Consider the following 16,401-nt stretch of genomic DNA (forward strand, 5'->3'; position numbering starts at 1 on the left):
GAAATGCGCAGCTCAGGTAATACCGATTCAGAAAACCAGTCATGCTCGATTTGTATGGCTGGTAGATGTGGAGGTGATGGACACTCATCGGCTCAAGTACTTCCTGCGGATAGCCGAAGAAGGTTCGATCACACGTGCCGCCACCGCCCTGGGCATCGCGCAGCCGGCCCTGAGTCGCCAGGTCCGGCTGCTCGAAGAAGATCTCGGCATCACGCTGTTCCAGCGGACGCGGCGAGGTGTGGTGCTGACCGAGGAGGGCGAGCGGCTGCGGGCGTCGACCGCCGCGCCGCTGCGTCAGTTGGAACTCGCCGTGCAATACGCCGGGTCCCCGCTGGCGCGGATCGAGCGTGGCCTGCTGCTCGGCGTGGTGCCTACCGCCGCCGGCGTGCTGGCGGCTCCGCTGTCGGGCGGTCTTGCCGCGGCGTTTCCCAACGTCCACATCCACCTGGCGGTCGCCGACACCGACGATCTGGTGCAGCGGATGCTCCATGGCGCGATCGACCTCGCGGTGATCAATCCGGTGCCCGACGACCGGCTGTTCTTCCGTCCACTGCTGGTCGAAGAGCTGGTGCTGGTGGGCGGTCCCGCATCCGGGTTGGCACCGGACGTCCCGGTCCGGTTCACCGAACTGGCCACTATGCCGCTGGTGCTGCCCGGTGCGCCCACCGGGATCCGCAACACCTTGGAGAACACCGCGTTGCGTCTCAAAGTCACTGTGACAGCCCGCTTTTCGACGGACTCGCCCGACGTGGCGAAGTCATTGGTCGGGGCGGGGCTGGCGCATGCGGTGTTGCCGCTGTCGGCCTGCGGCGCGGAGGTAAGGGCCGGCCTGCTGCGGTATGCACCGATCTGCGAACCGGAGATCAGTCATCAGCTCGGTGTCGCGGCCACTGCTGCGCTCGAGGTGCCCCGCGAGTTCGCCGCGAAGGTCGGGGTGCTACTGCGCGACGAGGTCACGCGACTGGTCAAATCCGGCCGCTGGCCGGCGCGCGTCGTGCCGTCCGCGGCCTGGGATCCGAATTTCGCAGAGCCGCAACAATTGAGAGAAAGGGAGACACGATGACCATCAACGTCGTCGATGCCGGACCACGGCGGGTCAGTCGATCGGTGGAGGTTGCCGCCCCGGCGACCGAACTGTTCGAGATGGCAGCCGATCCCCGGCGTCACAGTGAACTCGACGGATCCGGCACGGTTCGCGACAACATCAAGACGCCGGCCAATCTTGTTGAGGGATCTAAGTTTTCGACCCATATGAAGATGCTGGGCGTGCCATACCGCATCACCAGCACGGTGACCGTGCTGGAACCGGACAAGGTGGTCGAATGGCGTCATCCGCTGGGGCACCGGTGGCGTTGGGAGTTCGAGGCACTCTCCCCGACGCTGACCCGGGTCACCGAGACTTTCGACTACCACAGCGCCGGAACGCTGAAGAACAAGCTGAAGTACTACGAGCGGATGGGCTTCGCGAAATCCAACGCGACCGGTATCGAGGCAACGCTCACCAAGCTGCGCGACCGCTACGCCTGATCGCCGCAGCACCGAGTGTGCGTCTCACGACACCTGCCCGGGGCGACGCGCCATGTTGTGAGATGGGCGGCCGGTCCCTGGTCGCAGCGACTATTCCCCGAACCCGGCCGGAGGCGGCGCCGGCGCCGGACCCGGCGCGCCGACCCGACTGGCCGCGAACGCGGCACCCTGATCGATCGCCGCCGCATCGTCGGCGTAGGAGTTGTGGGCGGCGAAGTTGACGCCTTCGGAGCAAACCGGGTCGTCGATGGCGCAGATCTTCAGCGTCTTGGCCTGGTACAGCGGTCCGATCGCCACCTGCGGCTGACCGAGGAACTCCATGGCCCGCGCATTCGGCGTCCCGAACAACACCACCGCGGCGACGTGATCAGCCACCCCGGGGTCCAGCGGTTTGGGCACCGTGGCGGGGTCGACCCCGTCGGGCACCCGGGCCGACGTGACGAAGCCCATCACGGCCGCGCCCTGGGAGAAGCCGGAGAGCACCATCTTGGTCTTCGGGCACGCACCTGCCATCGAGTTGACGTGCGCACCGGCATCCCGGACGCCATCGATCCCGGTGGCCCATTCGTCGCTGGCGGGGTAGTTGACCGAGTACACGTCCATCGACTGCGCACCGATCCGGGGCCGCAGAGAATCCACGAACGCCTGACCCGTGGCGCCCAAACCGTCTTCCCCGGTACCCCTGGCGTACACCACCTGCACATCCGGGCACGGCGGCGCCGCCGACGCGGACGGTATGACGGGCATGAATATTGCCGAACTCACCCCTGCGGCTACGGCAGCCGCGGACCCCAGAACACGCGAAATCATGGGCATTATTTTTCCCTCCTCACCGCATCCCAAACCAATGCAAGCGTAACGACGACGAGAAATTTTAGCGGCTCGACCGGTACCTAGCGAGCCGGTGGGGTGTGCCTGCACCTGCGGTAATGCTGTGTCGCGTAGCCGGCAGACTCTGGTCACCGTTCGGTCGGGATGCCAAAGAGAGTGCCTTTGAGCAATTGTTTGATCGACTCCAGGGTGGCGTCGTATGCCTGCGGCGACAGCCGCGCGGCCTGCTCGGACAGGCCTCGGGTGAGCGCGCACACGGCTTCGGTCGCGGCGGTCGTGCTGGTGCTCGGAGACAGCGTGCCGCGGCTTCGGGCGTCGTCGATGATCTCGGTGACGACGTCGCGCAGTGCCCTGGATCCCGGGTACTGCGGGCCTTCGGGACGCGACTGCGTGGTGCCCTGCGCACGGGTGGCCTGCAGAAATCCGGCCAAGGCGGGGTAGTCGCGCATCAGAGCCTTGGACTCGTCCAGTACCGCCTCGAGTCGGTCGACGATCTCGTCGGACCGGGCAGCGGCGTCGCGCAGCCGCGGCAGGACGATCTGCTCGATCTCTTCCCCGGTCGCTCGGATCAGTTCGGCCTTATTGGGGAAGTAGTGATAGAGGCTGCCGCTGGTCATGTTGGCGGCGCGGGCGATCTCGCGAATGGATGCCTGGGAGTAGCCGGTCGTGGCCACACACTTCATCGTCGCGTGGATGATTCGCCGACGGGTCTGCTCGCCGCTGGCGCCGACCGGCCGACCGAGTGGGGAAGAGCCGCCAGTCACGCCAGGTACCGCCGCGGACACCGGAAATAATTGATCGGTCGAATATATTCGACCGATGTGCCGCGTTCGGTGCAGCACCTGCGAGTGGCCGATCGGGCCGGTGAGGACACGAGACGCATGGCCCGCACGCAGCTGGGGCGTCCGGCCGGCGCCAGCGGCGAACAGACTCGGCAGCGGGTCATCCTGGCAACGATGAAGTGTGTGGCCGAGGTGGGATACTCCCGGGCGACGATCCGCCAGATCGCACAGTTGGCGCACGTGACAAGTGCCAGCCTGTACAACTATTTTCCGAACAAATCGGACTTGATCAGGGCGACCATCGCGACCCGGTCCGAAACCGCGATGCCACGGTTACGCCGCGCCGCCGCAGCCGCGGGCACCGTCGTCGACCGCATTACAGCAGTGCTCGAGGAGTGTGGAGAGCTACTGCGGGACTACCCCGACCTGGCTGCTTTCGAGTGGGCGATTCGGGCCGAGAACATCGGCAGCGATGGCGCCTCCGGTGACACGCGCCCGGGGTTCGAGTCGGTCCGCGACATTCTCGCCGACATCGTCGGCGATGCACACCAGAACGGAGAGCTCGGGCCGGACCCCGATCCGCAGGCCGTGCTGGAGGCTGTCTACGCGCTGATCTACGGGTTGACCGAACTGGCAGCCACCCTGGCGCCGGCGGATTTCCACGATGCGCTCGGCGCGTCCAAGGTCCTGGTCGCCGGGGCACTCTTCGGCAGCAGCAGCTCTGATGCGATCAACTGATTGATTGCAGCGTCGGGCGAATCCTGGAGCGGGGCCGAACCTATTGCCCGAGATTCACGCCGCCTGAAGTGATCGACTGATCAATTAATTTCCTGTTTCCGGTCCCTGAACGGCGCGTTCCATTTACGATCAATCGATTGATTATATGAGCGGTGGACGGAGGCGGCCATGTCGTACGTGGTAACGGCACCGGAGTTGTTGTCGGCGGCAGCAACTCAATTAGGGCGCGTCGGGTTGGCCCTCGCAGTGGCGAACGCCGCCGCGGCGCTACCAACTGCCGGGATACCGGCCGCGGCCAACGATGAGGTGTCGACCGCGGTGGCAGCCCTGTTCGCCCAGCATGGTCGCGAGTATCAACTCCTGAGCGCGCAGGTCGGAGCGTTCCATACCCGGTTCGTCGAGTTGCTGGGTTCGGGGGCGGGCGCGTACGCAACGGCCGAGACAAACAACGCGGCCGCACTGGCATTGGACCTGGTCAACGTACCCACCCGAACTCTGCTGGGTCGCCCGTTGGTCGGCACCGGCACGGATGGCCTGCCCGGCACTGGACAGGACGGCGGCGCGGGCGGACTGCTGTACGGCGACGGCGGCGACGGTGGCTCGGGCGCCGCCGGTCACGCGGGCGGCCGCGGTGGCAGCGCCGGATTGATCGGACGCGGTGGCGCCGGTGGTCAGGGTGGCGCGGCTGTCGATGCCACGGCTGCGGCTCCTGCCGGTGGTCGCGGCGGTGACGGCGGTTGGCTTTCCGGTGACGGTGGCGTCGGTGGCCGCGGCGGCACCGGCCAGATTCCGGGCGCGGGTGGCGCTGGCGGGTCCGGTGGGTTGCTGGGTGCTGACGGTGCCGCCGGGGCGTCGGGAGCCACAGCGACGAACCCTGGATCCCCGACCGATCCCGGCACCCCGAGCGAACCACCGCGGCCGAATGCCGTGGCGGCGGCCCGCGACGGTGACCTGGTTTCGTCGAACGGCGGAACCGTCACCGACGCCAATCTGACCGAGATCTCCGGCATCGATGCGGGCATCAACAACCCGGACGTCTACTGGGTGCACAACGATTCCGGGGACACCGCGCGCATCTTCGCGATCGACGCCAAGACCGGCCAGACGCTGGCCACCTACCAACTCAGTGGAGCAACCGCCAACGACTGGGAGGACATCGAGGTGGCCAAGGGGCCGGACGGCAAGTCCTACATCTATGTCGGCGACATCGGCGACAACGGTCAATCACGAAGCAGCGTAACCATTTACCGTGTCGAGGAGCCGATCGTCACCGGCACCGCGAACAACCCGACGAACACGACGCTGACCGGCGTCCAGCAGCAGAAACTGGTTTACCCGAACGGGCTGAAACTGAATTCCGAAGCGCTGGCGGTCGATCCGGTCCACCACAACATGTTGCTCATCGAGAAGACTGACGGAGACGTCTCCCGGGTGTATTCGACACCGGACAGCGGGTGGAGCACCGCTGGCGCCAACCCGGCCACCAGGACACTGACACAAGTTGCCACACTGAACCTTTCGGCGGCTGACGAACAACTCGTCACCAGCGCTGACTTCTCGCCGGACGGGTCGCAGTTGGCGGTGCGCACCTACGACGACGTGCTGTTATGGGACCGCAGCACCGGCAGCAGCTCCTGGTCACCGTTCAGCGAGCAACCGGTGGAGGGGCCGGTCGCGGCCGAACGGCAGGGTGAGGCGATCGCATTCCACCCCGATGGACGGGGATACGTGACCATCAGCGAGTATGCCGGTCAAACTCTGCACGAATACCACGAACGGTAGTCAGGTTCGCTGGGCTGTCAGCGGTTCCCGGCCTTGAGGGCAGCAACTACCCCGCCGTCGACCAGCAGGTCGGCGCCGGTGATGAAAGATGCCTGGGGGCCGAGCAGAAATGCGGCCGCGGCCGCGATGTCGTCGGGAGTGCCGATGCGGCCGGTGCCCGACATCGCGATCATCGCCCGCATACCGTCACCGACCGCGGATGCCAACTCTTCCTGACCCATGGGAGTGGAGATGATGCCCGGGCTGATCGAGTTGATCCGCGCACCGCGTTCGCCCCATTGTGCGCTGGCAGCTCGGACCCGAATGAGGTTGGCCTGCTTGGCGATCGGATAGGCAAACGTGGATTCGGTGACGCTGCTGATGAATTCGAGGTCCAGCAACTCCGCGGGCGGATTGTGCGCCAACGCCTTTTCCTGGTCTGCGGTCAACGGCGGGAAGAGGTGGCCGGCCATGCTGGCGATCACCACGCCGGCCCCGCCCGGCGCGATCACTTCGCCGAATTCCTGCAGCACCAGGGCGACACCGAGCAGATCGACGGCCATCACCGCCTGTGCCGAAGCCTGTGCCGGGGACAGGCCGGCGGTGTGCGCCAACTGGGTAACGGTGCCGAGGGAGGCGGCGAAGTCGGCGAGTGCGTGCACTGACTCCGCGGCCGACACGTCGACGCGTTGGCTCTGCACCTCGTACCCATCCGCGACCAGCGCGTCGGTCACCGAGCTCAGGGTGGCGTCGTTGTTATCGGCCAGCAGTACCGTCTTGCCCGGACCGAGCCGCCGGGCGATGGCCTGACCCATGCCGCCCACGCCGACCACGACCAGCACTTCCCGGTACTGACTCATTGCATCTCCTCTGCGCACGTCCTGACTAAAACGTCCCCAGGCGAAGAATAGGGTGGTCGAGCGGTTAGGTTGGCTGCGTGTCGGCGGAACGACCGTGGAACATCAACATCCACTACGACTCTTTGGTCGATGCGACCGTCCCGCCCACCGCGCGCCAGGTGCTCGACGTCGGGTGCGGTGACGGCTTTCTGGCCGCCCGCCTGGCCGCTCGAATACCCGAGGTCTCCGCGATCGACATCGACGCTCCCGTACTGGGGCGTGCCCGGGCTCGCTTTGCCGGTACTTCGGTCCGCTGGACACATGCAGACGTCATGACGGCCGATCTGCCCGGGTTCGACGCCGTGGTGTCCAACGCCGCCCTGCACCACATCGACGACACCCGAGCCGCGCTGGCAAGATTGGCGAGCCTGGTGCGACCCGGCGGAACGCTGGCCGTGGTCAGCTTCGTCAAACCTGCCCTGCGAGAAAGTTTGTGGCACCTGACCAGCTGGGTGGCCTGCGCGGTCGTCAACCGGGTCAAGGGAAAATGGGAGCACACCGCGCCGATCAAATGGCCTCCGCCGGATACGTTTTCGCAGCTGCGCACGCACGTTCGCGCGGTGCTCCCCGGAGCCCGCGTCCGCCGGCTGCTCTACGGACGGGTGCTGATCAGCTGGCAGGCTAGTGCGGATGTGTGCCCATCGCCGCAGCGCTGGCCTGCGCCATCAGGTTGACCGCCTGGTTGCGCGTCAGCGATCCGAGCATCTGCATCGCCGCGCGCATGTCTTCACCGACGATCCAGGTCGGACCGTTCGTCAGGTTGTCGAACGCTTCGCTGATCACCTCGTCGACAGGGGCCGCGCCGGGTGGCATGTCGTCGGCCGATGTGATCTGACCGCGGCGGTATTCGAGTTCGCGCAGTGCGGGGGTGTCGGTCTTACCCAGGATGAAGCCCAGGACGTCAATGCCTTTGCCGTGCAGTTCAGCCCATAACGCCTCGGCGAAGACCATATCGAATGCCTTGGAGGCGCCGTAGGCGACCATGTTGGGTGCGCCGGCGAATCCGGCGCCCGATCCGAAGAGGACGATGCCGCCGCGCCCCCGCTCGACCATCGCCGGAGCGAAGTGGTGGCACAGCTGCATCGGCACCATGCAGTTGCGGTGCACCATCGACTCCGCGGCCTCGACCGAGTTGGCCAGGAACGGCTCGAAATTCGGGTCGGCGCCCGCGCAGTACACCAGGAAGCCGATCTCCAGATCACTGGTGGCTTCGGCGATGATGGTCGCCGCGTGCGGTTGCGCGAGATTGACTGCCAGAGTCCGCGTTTGCGCGTGAGTCGCCGAATTAATCTGTGCGGCAACTTGATCCAGCACGTCCCGGCGCCGCGCCAGCAGCACGACGTTGACCCCGCGCTGTGCCAGGCCCATGGCGAACGCGGCACCCACGCCGTCGGATGCGCCCGCGACCAATGCCCACGGGCCGTACTTCGCGGCGAAGCTCATCGGCACTCCTAGCTCACCGCGGTGATGCGCACCGACGTGAATTGGCGCTTCGATATGCGCCAGCCTTCGTTCGTGCGGACGAGCACATCGTCGTAGAAGCCGACCGCGTTGACACCACCCTGGTTGTCGGCCGCCATGATCAGGCCGTCGATGTAGGTGCGGGCCTCGGCGCGGTCACCCTCGACGGTGATCGCGATGTTGCTCAGCCGGTGCAACGTGTATCCGGCCATCGCGTGCGCCAGTTCCATGAACTCCGCGACCGCGGAAGCGCTCGTCCAGGTGCCGATCCCGCCGTAGTCCACGTCGCACTCGGCGGCGAAAACCGTGCCGAGTAGCTGCCATTGGCGCCGGTCGATGGCCGTGGCATAACGCACCAACAGCTCCGAAATATCCTGGCGGTCTTCGCGTTCAGTCATTTGACGGCTCCGTTGGGATGAACCACGATCCGGGGCGGACCATCGGATCGGCGGGCGAGGTCGAGCGCGTCGGGCACTTCGTCGAGGGTGATGACCTTGCCCACGCTGGGTAATGGGTCGAGTCGTCCCGAGACGATCGCCTCGAGCGTGCCGTACCAGTCCTGCGGATGTGGGCCGCCACCGAATTGAATGGTGACCCCTTGCCGGGTGGCAGTGGTGATGTCCAGGGTGTCGCCGGTGTACCAGCCGCCGGCGCAATAGATCCGGGTGCCGAATTCGGCATCTTCGACGAGCCGCTGAATAAGGCCGGGGGCGCCGACACACTCGAAAATGACTGCCGGCCCGGGCAATCCGCGCTGACTGCGAATCTCGCGGAATGCGTCGAACGCCGACTGCTCGGCGGGGTCGACCACAACGTGGGCACCGAATCCGTTCCGGGCCAGTTCGCGTCGTTCGGCCTTGAAGTCGGACACGACGATCGGCTCCAGGCCGCGACTCGCCAGGGCGGCAACGGCAGACAACCCGACCGCGCCGGCACCGACGACGATCGGGACTTCACCGGGCGCGACGGCCGCCGACCGCACATAGAATTCGCCGACGGCGAAGGCATCGGTGAGCGCGATTGCGTCACTGGAGATTTCACTGTCGACAGGTTTGGCAGCTGCCTCGGAGACCACCAGCAGTTCACCGAAGCTGCCCTGCGCTTCAGGATGCTGGCCGATGATGCGCATGCCTCCGGCACCGCCGTCCACCAGGCGGACCGGCATGGCCGTTACGCGGGTGCCGAGCGCACACTGATCCGAACAGTCGGGTCCGAGCTCGATTACTTTGCCGACGAACTCGTGACCGAGCACCACGTCCCGGTCGGCGTCGTAAAGCGATCGGCCGGTGGGGTCGTTGACGCCCAATTCCGGGTGATCCATGAAGTGCACGTCGGAGGCGCAGATCGCGGTACTGAGCGTCCGCAACAACAGCTCCCCGCGGCCGGGCCGGGGGTCGGCGGTATCGCGCACTTCCAACTTGCCGCCACGCAATACCACTGCCCGCATCGCCACAGACCCTCTTCCTGATTTTCGAACATTCGAGATACAGCCCCGAATGTTCAACGACTCACTCTATGGAACGGGGGTTCTTGCCGTCGAATGGTTCGATGCCGAGGAGCCGGTGGTGTCGCAAGGACGTAAAGCCGCGGCACGGATCCGCTTGCGTTGTCTGCTACCCACATTGAATGATCTGCGCATGCCGGCGTCGGACCGGTCGCACACCGGCCCCGAAGGAGCGCGCGTGACCAAAGCCAGGAACCGTGCCCTGAACCGGTGGGAGTTGATCACCTGCGCGTTCGCCGGCCACGCCACCTACGCCCCCGACGACGAGGCGCTGGCCGACCGGCTGCATGCCAAGACCAACCTTGGCGACGTGTGGCGCTGCCTGCGCTGTGGTGATTTCGCGCTCGGCGAGCCGCACGGTCGCGGGCGCCCGGAGGACGCGCCGTTGATCATGCGCGGCAAGGCCCTGCGTCAAGCCATCATCATCCGTGCGCTGGCCGTCGAAAGACTCGGGCGCGCTGTGATTCTGGGTCTGGCTGCGTGGGCGGTCTGGACGTTTCGCGGATCGCGCGGAGCCATTCAGGCCACCCTCGATCGCGACTTGCCGATCTTTCGCGCCGCCGGCTTCAAGGTCGATCAGATGTCGGCCATCCACGAGCTGGAAAAGGCCTTGGCGGCAAAGCCTTCCACGCTGGCGCTGATCACCTGCCTGCTCGCCGCATACGCCGTGCTGCAAATCGTGGAAGGCATCGGCCTCTGGTTGCTCAAACGTTGGGGCGAGTACTTCGCGGTGGTGGCTACGTCTGTCTTTCTGCCGCTGGAGATTCACGACCTGCTCAAGGGAGTGACCACCACCAGGGTGGCCACCCTGACCATCAACATTGCCGCCGTCCTGTACCTGGTGATCTCCAAGCGCTTGTTCGGGGCGCGGGGCGGGCGCCGCGCCTACGACGAGGAATTGCACGGCGAGCAATTGTTGGACCTCGAACGTGCTGCGATGACGGCTTCCTGAATACCGCCGAGTGACCAAGACGACACTGACTTGACTCGAGTTTAGTCAGCGGTGAGGATGGTCGCTGTGACCGAGACAACCTGCGATACCCGACGAGCCGGGCGAACCCGGACCATCGAATGGGCCGATCCGCTGGAGCCGGCCAACGCGGCGCGCAACCGCAGCGGGCTGGACTTCCTCAAGGCCATGGTCGACGGCGAAGTGGCGCCGCCGCCGGTGATGACGACGATCGGTGCGCAACTGGAGGCTGTCTCAGAAGGGACCGCCGTCTTCACCATGACGCCGGCCGAATTCCACTACAACCCGATCGGTTCCGTCCACGGTGGCATGTATTGCACGCTGCTGGACTCGGCCGCCGCCTGTGCGGTCCACAGCATGCTGCCGGCCGGCGTCGCCTACACCAGCCTCGATCTGTCGGTGCGCTTCATCGGCGCCATCAGCGTCGACACCGGACCGGTGCGGGCCACCGGAACCGTCAAACACCTCGGCCGCCGTACCGCGCTCGCCGAAGCGGTGCTGACCAGCGGCACCGGCAAGCTGTTGGCCACGGCGACCAGCAACTGTCTGATCATCCATCCGTAATCGATTGCAGCACAACAGGACAGACATGAACTTAGCGGGCCAGCTAGCTGATCGGGACCGTTGGGCGGCGGCGGACTGGTGCCCGATGGAACACGCGCTGCAGCTGATCGGCACCCGTTCAGCGATGGTGTTGCTACGGGAGGCGTTCTTCGGTGAACGGCGCTTCGACGATCTGGCGCGCCGCGCCGGGGTGACCGAACAGATCGCGGCCAAACGGCTGCGCCAACTCGTCGACGCGGGCCTGCTGGAAAAGCGGCCCTATCAACAGCCGGGCCAGCGCACCCGTTACGAATACGTGCTTACCGAGCGTGGCCGCGCCCTGTTCCCGGTGCTCGTCAGCCTGATCGAATTCGGCAGACTGCTGCAGGGCGAGGCCGGTGCGATGGAGCTCGTCCACGACGGCTGCGGTGCGGCCGTGGCACCGCACGTCCGGTGTACAGCGGGTCACGACGTTTCGTTGGCTGACACGACAGTGCGCATTGCGAAGCGCGGAAGCCGCATGGTGTGACGTCGCGGCCCGCCCCGCGCAGTTGTGCCGGATCCCACACAGCCGGTTCTCTCGTTGTTCACCTGAGGGCGGCCATGATGTAAAGGGGACAGACTGCAATTCAACAAGTGACTCATCCGCCGCACCGACCCGGCACTCGCCGAGGACAACACGAGTCGCACTGACGAGGGACCACTGCCGTGACAGCACTACACAACTGGATGAATCCGGGCCCCAGTGGCGCTGACATCGTCGCACCCATCAAGGCGCGGGCCTGCCACGCGTGGCACGCCGTGCGGCGCAGCCAACCGAGCCGGTCGGCCAGCGCTTTCCGCTTGATGGAGCGGGGCGCCGAGCGCTGCTGAGATACCGGGTACGGTCAGCAGATGGCCCTCCCACCAGCCGGTAAGGACCGCGCCGCGATCGTCACCGGTGCCTCGTCGGGTATCGGCGAGCAGCTCGCCCAGATCCTGTCGAAACGCGGCTATCAGGTGGTGTTGGTGGCGCGCAGCGCCGACCGCCTCGAAGAGATCGCCGCCCGATTGGGCGCATCGGCGCATCCACTGCCCGCCGACCTGTCCGATCGCACCGACCGGGCTAGCCTGCTGGACCGCGTCACCGCCCTCGGCCTGACCCCTGACATCCTGATCAACAACGCCGGGCTGTCCACCACGGGCGTCGTCGCGAAATCCGACCCCGAGCAGGAACTCAACCTGGTCGAGGTCGACGTCGCCGCTGTCGTCGACCTGTGCAGCCGGTTCCTGCCGGGCATGGTGGACCGCCATCGCGGCGCCATCCTCAACGTGGCCTCGGTGGCCGCGTTCGGGCCGCTGCCGGGGCAAGCAGCCTACGGCGCGGCCAAGGCGTTCGTGCTGTCCTACTCCCACAGCCTGCGGGGTGAATTGACGGGCACCGGCGTCTCGGTGACGGCGCTGTGCCCCGGCCCGGTGGACACCGGCTTCGGCGAAGCGGCCGGATTCTCCAAGGAAGAGGCCGACGCGGCGTTACCTCGGGTGATGTGGGTCCCGGCCGATAAGGTGGCGCAGGCCGGAATCGACGGGCTGGCCGCCGGCAAGGCCGTCGTCGTACCGGGTCTGGTCAACCGGATCTCGTCCGGACTGTTCCGGATCGCACCACCGGAGTGGATGCTGCCGCTGCTCACCCGCAGTCATCCTGCGCTCAAGCGCTGAACTAGCCGGTGCGGTCGCTCTCGCTGGCGGCGCGCAGCAGATCGTCGCGCGCCCGGGCCACCCGGGAGCGGACGGTACCGACCGGACACCCGGCCACCTCGGCTGCTTCGTCGTAGGACAGCCCGAGGATCTGGGTCAGCACCAGGGCCTCGCGCCGTTTGGGGTCGAGTCCGTCGATCAATATCCGGATCTCCACCATGTTCTCGATCCGGTTGCCGCGCGGGCCCGCCGCCTGGCCGGCGGCGAGCGCCGTGTCGAGATCGACCACGTGAGTGGTGCGCGGCCGGCTCGTGTTGTGCCGGATCTGATCGACCACGACGCGACGCGCGATCGACAGCAACCAGGTGCGGGCGGTGGAACGCCCGGCGAAGCGCGGCAGCGCGCCGATCGCCCGCAGGAACGTCTCCTGCGTCAGATCGTCGGCGCTGGCGGGATCGGTGAGATAAGCGACCATCCGCCACACGTCGCGCTGGGTGGCCTGGATGAACTGCGTGAGCGCGGCCTGGTCGCCTCGTCCGGCGCACTTGGCGAGCTGGGTGATCTGGTCGTCGTCGCCACCTGTCGCCACGGATGTTGAGAATAGGGCATAACTTCCACGACGAGGTGGGAACTAGCGGGCTGGTTGCTACGACTGATCTAGTCGGAACGGATTTTCACGAGATGAGGACCCACGATGACGGCGACGACCGCCCCCACTGAGGCGCACCCAGAGCTCGAGGTCGTCCGACTCGACATCACCGGGATGTCGTGCGTCGCCTGCGCTCACCGAGTGAAATCGACTCTGAACAAACTGCCCGGCGTGCGTGCCTCGGTCAACTTCGCGACCCGGGTCGCGACCGTCGAATCCGGTGAGAACGTCACGGCTGACCAGCTGTGCGAGGCGGTCCGCGCTGCGGGGTATGACGCCGAGGTGCGCCGCGGCGGTGACCTCGGCAGCGACCCCGAGGCCGACCGTGCGCGATATCTGTTCATCCGGTTGGCGGTCGCCGCCGTGTGCTTTGTCCCGCTGGCGCACCTGTCGGTGTTGTTCGCGGTACTGCCCAGCTCCCGTTTCACCGGCTGGGAGTGGGTGCTGACCGGGTTGGCCCTGCCGGTGGTGCTGTGGGCGGCGTGGCCGTTCCACCGCATCGCGCTGCGCAACGCGATGCACGGCGGCGCGTCGATGGAGACGTTGATCTCCGTGGGCATCACGGCCGCCACCATCTGGTCGTTCTATACCGTCTTCAGCGTCCACCCGACCACCGAGCGGCGGGGTGTCTGGCAGGCACTGCTGGGCAGTGACGCGATCTACTTCGAAGTCGCCGCAGGCGTGACGGTGTTTGTATTGGCGGGCCGCTACTTCGAAGCCCGGGCGAAGTCGCGGGCCGGCGGCGCCCTGCGGGCGCTGGCCGCGCTCAGCGCCAAGGATGTAGCGGTGCTGCAGGCTGACGGGTCGGAATCGGTCATTCCCGCAGACGAGCTGCAAGAGCAGCAGCGCTTCGTTGTCCGCCCCGGTCAGACGATCGCCGCCGACGGACTCGTCGTCGAAGGGTCCGCCGCGGTGGACATCAGCGCGATGACCGGCGAGGCCAAACCGGTGCGGGCGCGTCCCGGATCGCAGGTCGTCGGCGGCACGACGGTGCTCGACGGAAGGCTGATCGTGGAGGCGGCTGCGGTGGGCGCCGATACCCAGTTCGCCGGCATGGTCCGGTTGGTCGAACAGGCGCAGGCGCAGAAGGCCGAGGCGCAACGACTCGCCGACCGGATCGCCTCGGTGTTCGTGCCGTGCGTGTTCGCGATCGCGGCCCTGACCGCCGCTGGTTGGCTGATCACTGGCGGACGGCTCGATCAGGCTTTCTCAGCCACCCTGGCCGTGCTGGTCATCGCCTGCCCGTGTGCGCTGGGCCTGGCCACCCCGACAGCGATGATGGTGGCGTCCGGTCGTGGCGCCCAACTCGGCATCTTCATCAAGGGCCACCAGTCGTTGGAGGCCAGCCGCGCTGTCGACACAGTCGTATTCGACAAGACCGGCACGTTGACGACGGGCCACTTGACGGTCGGCGCGGTGACCGTGGCGCCGGGCTGGGACGCCGACGAGGTACGCGAGCTGGCGGCGGCAGTGGAGGCAGCGTCCGAACACGCGGTCGGGCTGGCGATCGCGGCATCGGCAGCCCAACTTCAACCGGTCAGCGACTTCCGTGCGGTGCCCGGTCGTGGCGTCAGCGGCAGTGTGGCCGGCCGCAAAGTGCGAGTCGGCAAACCGTCGTGGATCGGCGCCCCGGGACCGGAAACCGTCCTCACCGCGGCTCGGCGCAGCGCCGAATCACGGGGCGAGACAGCGGTTCTCGTCGAAGTCGACGGTGTGCCCTGCGGTGTCATCGCGGTGGGTGACACCGTCAAGGACTCGGCGGCCGGCGCGGTCGCCACCCTGCACGAGCGGGGCTATCGGACGGTGTTGTTGACCGGAGACAACCCGGCAGCAGCGGCCGCGGTGGCCGCTCGCGTCGGCCTGGACGAGGTGATCGCCGACATCCTGCCCGAAGGCAAGGTCGACGTGATCGAGCAGCTGCGTGAGCGCGGGCACGTGGTGGCCATGGTGGGCGACGGCATCAACGACGGACCGGCACTGGCGTGCGCCGATCTGGGTATGGCGATGGGACGTGGCACCGACGTCGCGATCGGTGCGGCTGACGTCATCTTGGTGCGCGACGACCTCGAAGTGGTGCCCTTGGCGCTGGATCTGGCTGCGGCGACGATGCGCACCATCAGAGTCAACATGATCTGGGCGTTCGGCTACAACATCGCCGCGATCCCGATCGCCGCGGCCGGGCTGCTCAACCCGCTGATCGCCGGGGGAGCGATGGCGTTCTCGTCGTTCTTCGTGGTGTCAAACAGCCTGCGGCTGCGCAACTTCGGCGTGGGCCGCCGACCGAAAGGCTAGGCCGCCCCGTCCGTCGGCCACAGGTGACCGCGCCGGCGGCCGCGAGATGCGTTGTCGGGCAACACAATCTCCGGCTCTGTTGCGATATCTGATGGCGCCGGCCGGGGAGTCTGGTGGCTTCGCCACACCATGATCGCGAGGACGGCGCCAAGAAGCACCGGACCGTGGGTCAGCATCCGCGCGGCGGTGACGGCACCGGACAGGGCGTCGGCCACCACATAGCCGGTCAGCACACCGACGAACACCGTCAGCACGCCGGCGAGACCGGCAGCGGCACGCGGCCACAACGCCGCACCCATCATCGAAACCGCAAGTGCGACCGACCACGACGTCGACTCGTTGACCAGGTGGCTGCCCGGGTTGCCACCGTGATCGTGACCCAATCCGACACTCAGGCCCAGGGCCTGTGCGACGGCCAGGATCAGCTGAACCAGGCCGACACTGAGCAAAGCCCAACGCTGCCAAGCCATTCGGGCCCGTCGGGGCCGGGGGATGCGGTCGGGCCCGAACGGGCCCAGTGGTGTGATCACCGGCCGGGACTGGACCAGGCGCCGCAGCAGTTCGGCCTGGTCGCCTGCCTGCTCGTACCAGGCTCGACAGGCAGCGCACTCGCCCAGGTGCTCGTCGACGCGCGCCGAAGGTACCGGCTCCCGCTCCCCGTCGATGCGAGCCGACAAGGCTTCGCGGGCCACCTCGCAATCCATGTTTCTATAGTCGCGCAACGGCGGCGAATAATTCCCGGTGCACCCGTACTTTTCCGCCGGTAG

General features: G+C 66.9%; 16 protein-coding genes and 2 pseudogenes. 10 read left to right on the forward strand and 8 right to left on the reverse strand.

The window, feature by feature from the left end; all coding sequences use genetic code 11:
- Positions 1-76 precede the first annotated feature (76 nt).
- Positions 77-1,063 carry a LysR family transcriptional regulator gene (locus tag ACZYZ9_RS19055; protein WP_463827836.1) on the forward strand — a complete coding sequence of 329 codons (987 nt, stop codon included), beginning with the start codon at positions 77-79 and terminating at the stop codon, positions 1,061-1,063.
- Positions 1,060-1,527 (forward strand): SRPBCC family protein, encoded by a 468-nt coding sequence (locus ACZYZ9_RS19060; RefSeq protein WP_463827837.1) that lies wholly within the window; start codon positions 1,060-1,062, stop codon positions 1,525-1,527. Before ACZYZ9_RS19055 ends, ACZYZ9_RS19060 begins: the two co-directional genes overlap by 4 nt.
- A gap of 90 nt (positions 1,528-1,617) precedes the next feature.
- On the opposite strand, the gene ACZYZ9_RS19065 is transcribed toward ACZYZ9_RS19060, so the two are convergent.
- Together ACZYZ9_RS19065 and ACZYZ9_RS19070 are read right to left on the reverse strand one after the other, a co-directional pair.
- Complete coding sequence (locus tag ACZYZ9_RS19065; protein ID WP_463827838.1) at positions 1,618-2,343, reverse strand: cutinase family protein; 726 nt, start codon at positions 2,341-2,343, stop codon at positions 1,618-1,620.
- A 143-nt stretch (positions 2,344-2,486) separates the two neighbouring features.
- Entirely contained in the window at positions 2,487-3,122 is a 636-nt protein-coding gene (locus ACZYZ9_RS19070) for a TetR/AcrR family transcriptional regulator (RefSeq protein ID WP_463827839.1), read from the reverse strand.
- Positions 3,123-3,239: 117 nt separating this feature from the next.
- Between ACZYZ9_RS19070 and ACZYZ9_RS19075 the strand changes: the two genes are divergently transcribed.
- Together ACZYZ9_RS19075 and ACZYZ9_RS19080 are read left to right on the forward strand one after the other, a co-directional pair.
- Complete coding sequence (locus ACZYZ9_RS19075) at positions 3,240-3,878, forward strand: TetR/AcrR family transcriptional regulator (RefSeq protein WP_463827840.1); 639 nt, start codon at positions 3,240-3,242, stop codon at positions 3,876-3,878.
- Positions 3,879-4,046: 168 nt separating this feature from the next.
- Complete coding sequence (locus ACZYZ9_RS19080; RefSeq protein ID WP_463827841.1) at positions 4,047-5,660, forward strand: PE domain-containing protein; 1,614 nt, start codon at positions 4,047-4,049, stop codon at positions 5,658-5,660.
- Positions 5,661-5,677: 17 nt separating this feature from the next.
- Here the strand turns inward: ACZYZ9_RS19080 and ACZYZ9_RS19085 are convergent, their stop codons facing one another.
- Positions 5,678-6,499, reverse strand: coding sequence for an SDR family oxidoreductase (locus tag ACZYZ9_RS19085; RefSeq protein WP_463827842.1), 822 nt, complete (start codon positions 6,497-6,499; stop codon positions 5,678-5,680).
- 77 nt (positions 6,500-6,576) lie between these two features.
- Here ACZYZ9_RS19085 and ACZYZ9_RS19090 point away from each other — a divergent pair, with 77 nt between their 5' ends.
- A complete protein-coding gene (locus tag ACZYZ9_RS19090; RefSeq protein ID WP_463827843.1) occupies positions 6,577-7,212 on the forward strand; it encodes a class I SAM-dependent methyltransferase in 636 nt (211 codons plus the stop codon).
- Here ACZYZ9_RS19090 and ACZYZ9_RS19095 read toward each other — a convergent pair.
- From ACZYZ9_RS19095 to ACZYZ9_RS19105, 3 genes are read right to left on the reverse strand one after another with little or no spacing between them, the layout of a single operon-like run.
- Complete coding sequence (locus ACZYZ9_RS19095) at positions 7,160-7,981, reverse strand: SDR family NAD(P)-dependent oxidoreductase (RefSeq protein WP_463827844.1); 822 nt, start codon at positions 7,979-7,981, stop codon at positions 7,160-7,162. The genes ACZYZ9_RS19090 and ACZYZ9_RS19095 overlap by 53 nt on opposite strands.
- 8 nt (positions 7,982-7,989) lie before the next feature.
- The gene (locus ACZYZ9_RS19100; protein WP_463827845.1) at positions 7,990-8,397 is read right to left on the reverse strand and encodes a nuclear transport factor 2 family protein; all 408 of its coding nucleotides are present in this window, start codon (positions 8,395-8,397) and stop codon (positions 7,990-7,992) included.
- Entirely contained in the window at positions 8,394-9,437 is a 1,044-nt protein-coding gene (locus ACZYZ9_RS19105) for a zinc-binding dehydrogenase (RefSeq protein ID WP_463828014.1), read from the reverse strand. The genes ACZYZ9_RS19100 and ACZYZ9_RS19105 overlap by 4 nt, the downstream gene beginning before the upstream one ends.
- A gap of 244 nt (positions 9,438-9,681) precedes the next feature.
- On the opposite strand from ACZYZ9_RS19105, the gene ACZYZ9_RS19110 reads away from it, so the two are divergent.
- The 4 genes from ACZYZ9_RS19110 (at position 9,682) to ACZYZ9_RS19125 (ending at position 12,714) form a co-directional block, all read left to right on the forward strand.
- Complete coding sequence (locus tag ACZYZ9_RS19110) at positions 9,682-10,455, forward strand: DUF2127 domain-containing protein (protein ID WP_463828015.1); 774 nt, start codon at positions 9,682-9,684, stop codon at positions 10,453-10,455.
- 66 nt (positions 10,456-10,521) lie between these two features.
- Positions 10,522-11,037 (forward strand): PaaI family thioesterase, encoded by a 516-nt coding sequence (locus ACZYZ9_RS19115; protein ID WP_463827846.1) that lies wholly within the window; start codon positions 10,522-10,524, stop codon positions 11,035-11,037.
- Between the two features lie 25 nt (positions 11,038-11,062).
- The gene (locus ACZYZ9_RS19120) at positions 11,063-11,545 is read left to right on the forward strand and encodes a winged helix-turn-helix transcriptional regulator (protein WP_463827847.1); all 483 of its coding nucleotides are present in this window, start codon (positions 11,063-11,065) and stop codon (positions 11,543-11,545) included.
- 365 nt (positions 11,546-11,910) lie between these two features.
- Positions 11,911-12,714 carry an SDR family NAD(P)-dependent oxidoreductase gene (locus tag ACZYZ9_RS19125; protein WP_463827848.1) on the forward strand — a complete coding sequence of 268 codons (804 nt, stop codon included), beginning with the start codon at positions 11,911-11,913 and terminating at the stop codon, positions 12,712-12,714.
- A 1-nt stretch (position 12,715) separates the two neighbouring features.
- Here the strand turns inward: ACZYZ9_RS19125 and sigC are convergent, their stop codons facing one another.
- Positions 12,716-13,282: an RNA polymerase sigma factor SigC gene (gene sigC, locus ACZYZ9_RS19130; RefSeq protein WP_463827849.1), complete on the reverse strand. Its 567-nt coding sequence runs from the start codon at positions 13,280-13,282 to the stop codon at positions 12,716-12,718.
- Positions 13,283-13,387: 105 nt separating this feature from the next.
- Here sigC and ACZYZ9_RS19135 point away from each other — a divergent pair.
- Positions 13,388-15,726 (forward strand): annotated as a pseudogene (locus ACZYZ9_RS19135) (heavy metal translocating P-type ATPase).
- 513 nt (positions 15,727-16,239) lie between these two features.
- On the opposite strand, the pseudogene ACZYZ9_RS19140 reads toward ACZYZ9_RS19135, so the two are convergent.
- Positions 16,240-16,338, reverse strand: a pseudogene (locus ACZYZ9_RS19140) (zf-HC2 domain-containing protein); the annotation flags it as partial.
- Between the last annotated feature and the right edge of the window lie 63 nt (positions 16,339-16,401).

It is taken from the genome of Mycobacterium sp. IDUB_28 (assembly GCF_055419285.1).

Excerpts from the sequence above, each read along its gene's own strand:
- ACZYZ9_RS19055 (WP_463827836.1), top strand. The coding sequence starts at position 77 with ATGGACACTCATCGGCTCAAGTACTTCCTGCGGATAGCCGAAGAAGGT.
- ACZYZ9_RS19060 (WP_463827837.1), top strand. The coding sequence starts at position 1,060 with ATGACCATCAACGTCGTCGATGCCGGACCACGGCGGGTCAGTCGATCG.
- ACZYZ9_RS19065 (WP_463827838.1), bottom strand. The coding sequence starts at position 2,343 with ATGCCCATGATTTCGCGTGTTCTGGGGTCCGCGGCTGCCGTAGCCGCA.
- ACZYZ9_RS19075 (WP_463827840.1), top strand. The coding sequence starts at position 3,240 with ATGGCCCGCACGCAGCTGGGGCGTCCGGCCGGCGCCAGCGGCGAACAG.
- ACZYZ9_RS19080 (WP_463827841.1), top strand. The coding sequence starts at position 4,047 with ATGTCGTACGTGGTAACGGCACCGGAGTTGTTGTCGGCGGCAGCAACT.
- ACZYZ9_RS19085 (WP_463827842.1), bottom strand. The coding sequence starts at position 6,499 with ATGAGTCAGTACCGGGAAGTGCTGGTCGTGGTCGGCGTGGGCGGCATG.
- ACZYZ9_RS19095 (WP_463827844.1), bottom strand. The coding sequence starts at position 7,981 with ATGAGCTTCGCCGCGAAGTACGGCCCGTGGGCATTGGTCGCGGGCGCA.
- ACZYZ9_RS19100 (WP_463827845.1), bottom strand. The coding sequence starts at position 8,397 with ATGACTGAACGCGAAGACCGCCAGGATATTTCGGAGCTGTTGGTGCGT.
- ACZYZ9_RS19120 (WP_463827847.1), top strand. The coding sequence starts at position 11,063 with ATGAACTTAGCGGGCCAGCTAGCTGATCGGGACCGTTGGGCGGCGGCG.
- ACZYZ9_RS19125 (WP_463827848.1), top strand. The coding sequence starts at position 11,911 with ATGGCCCTCCCACCAGCCGGTAAGGACCGCGCCGCGATCGTCACCGGT.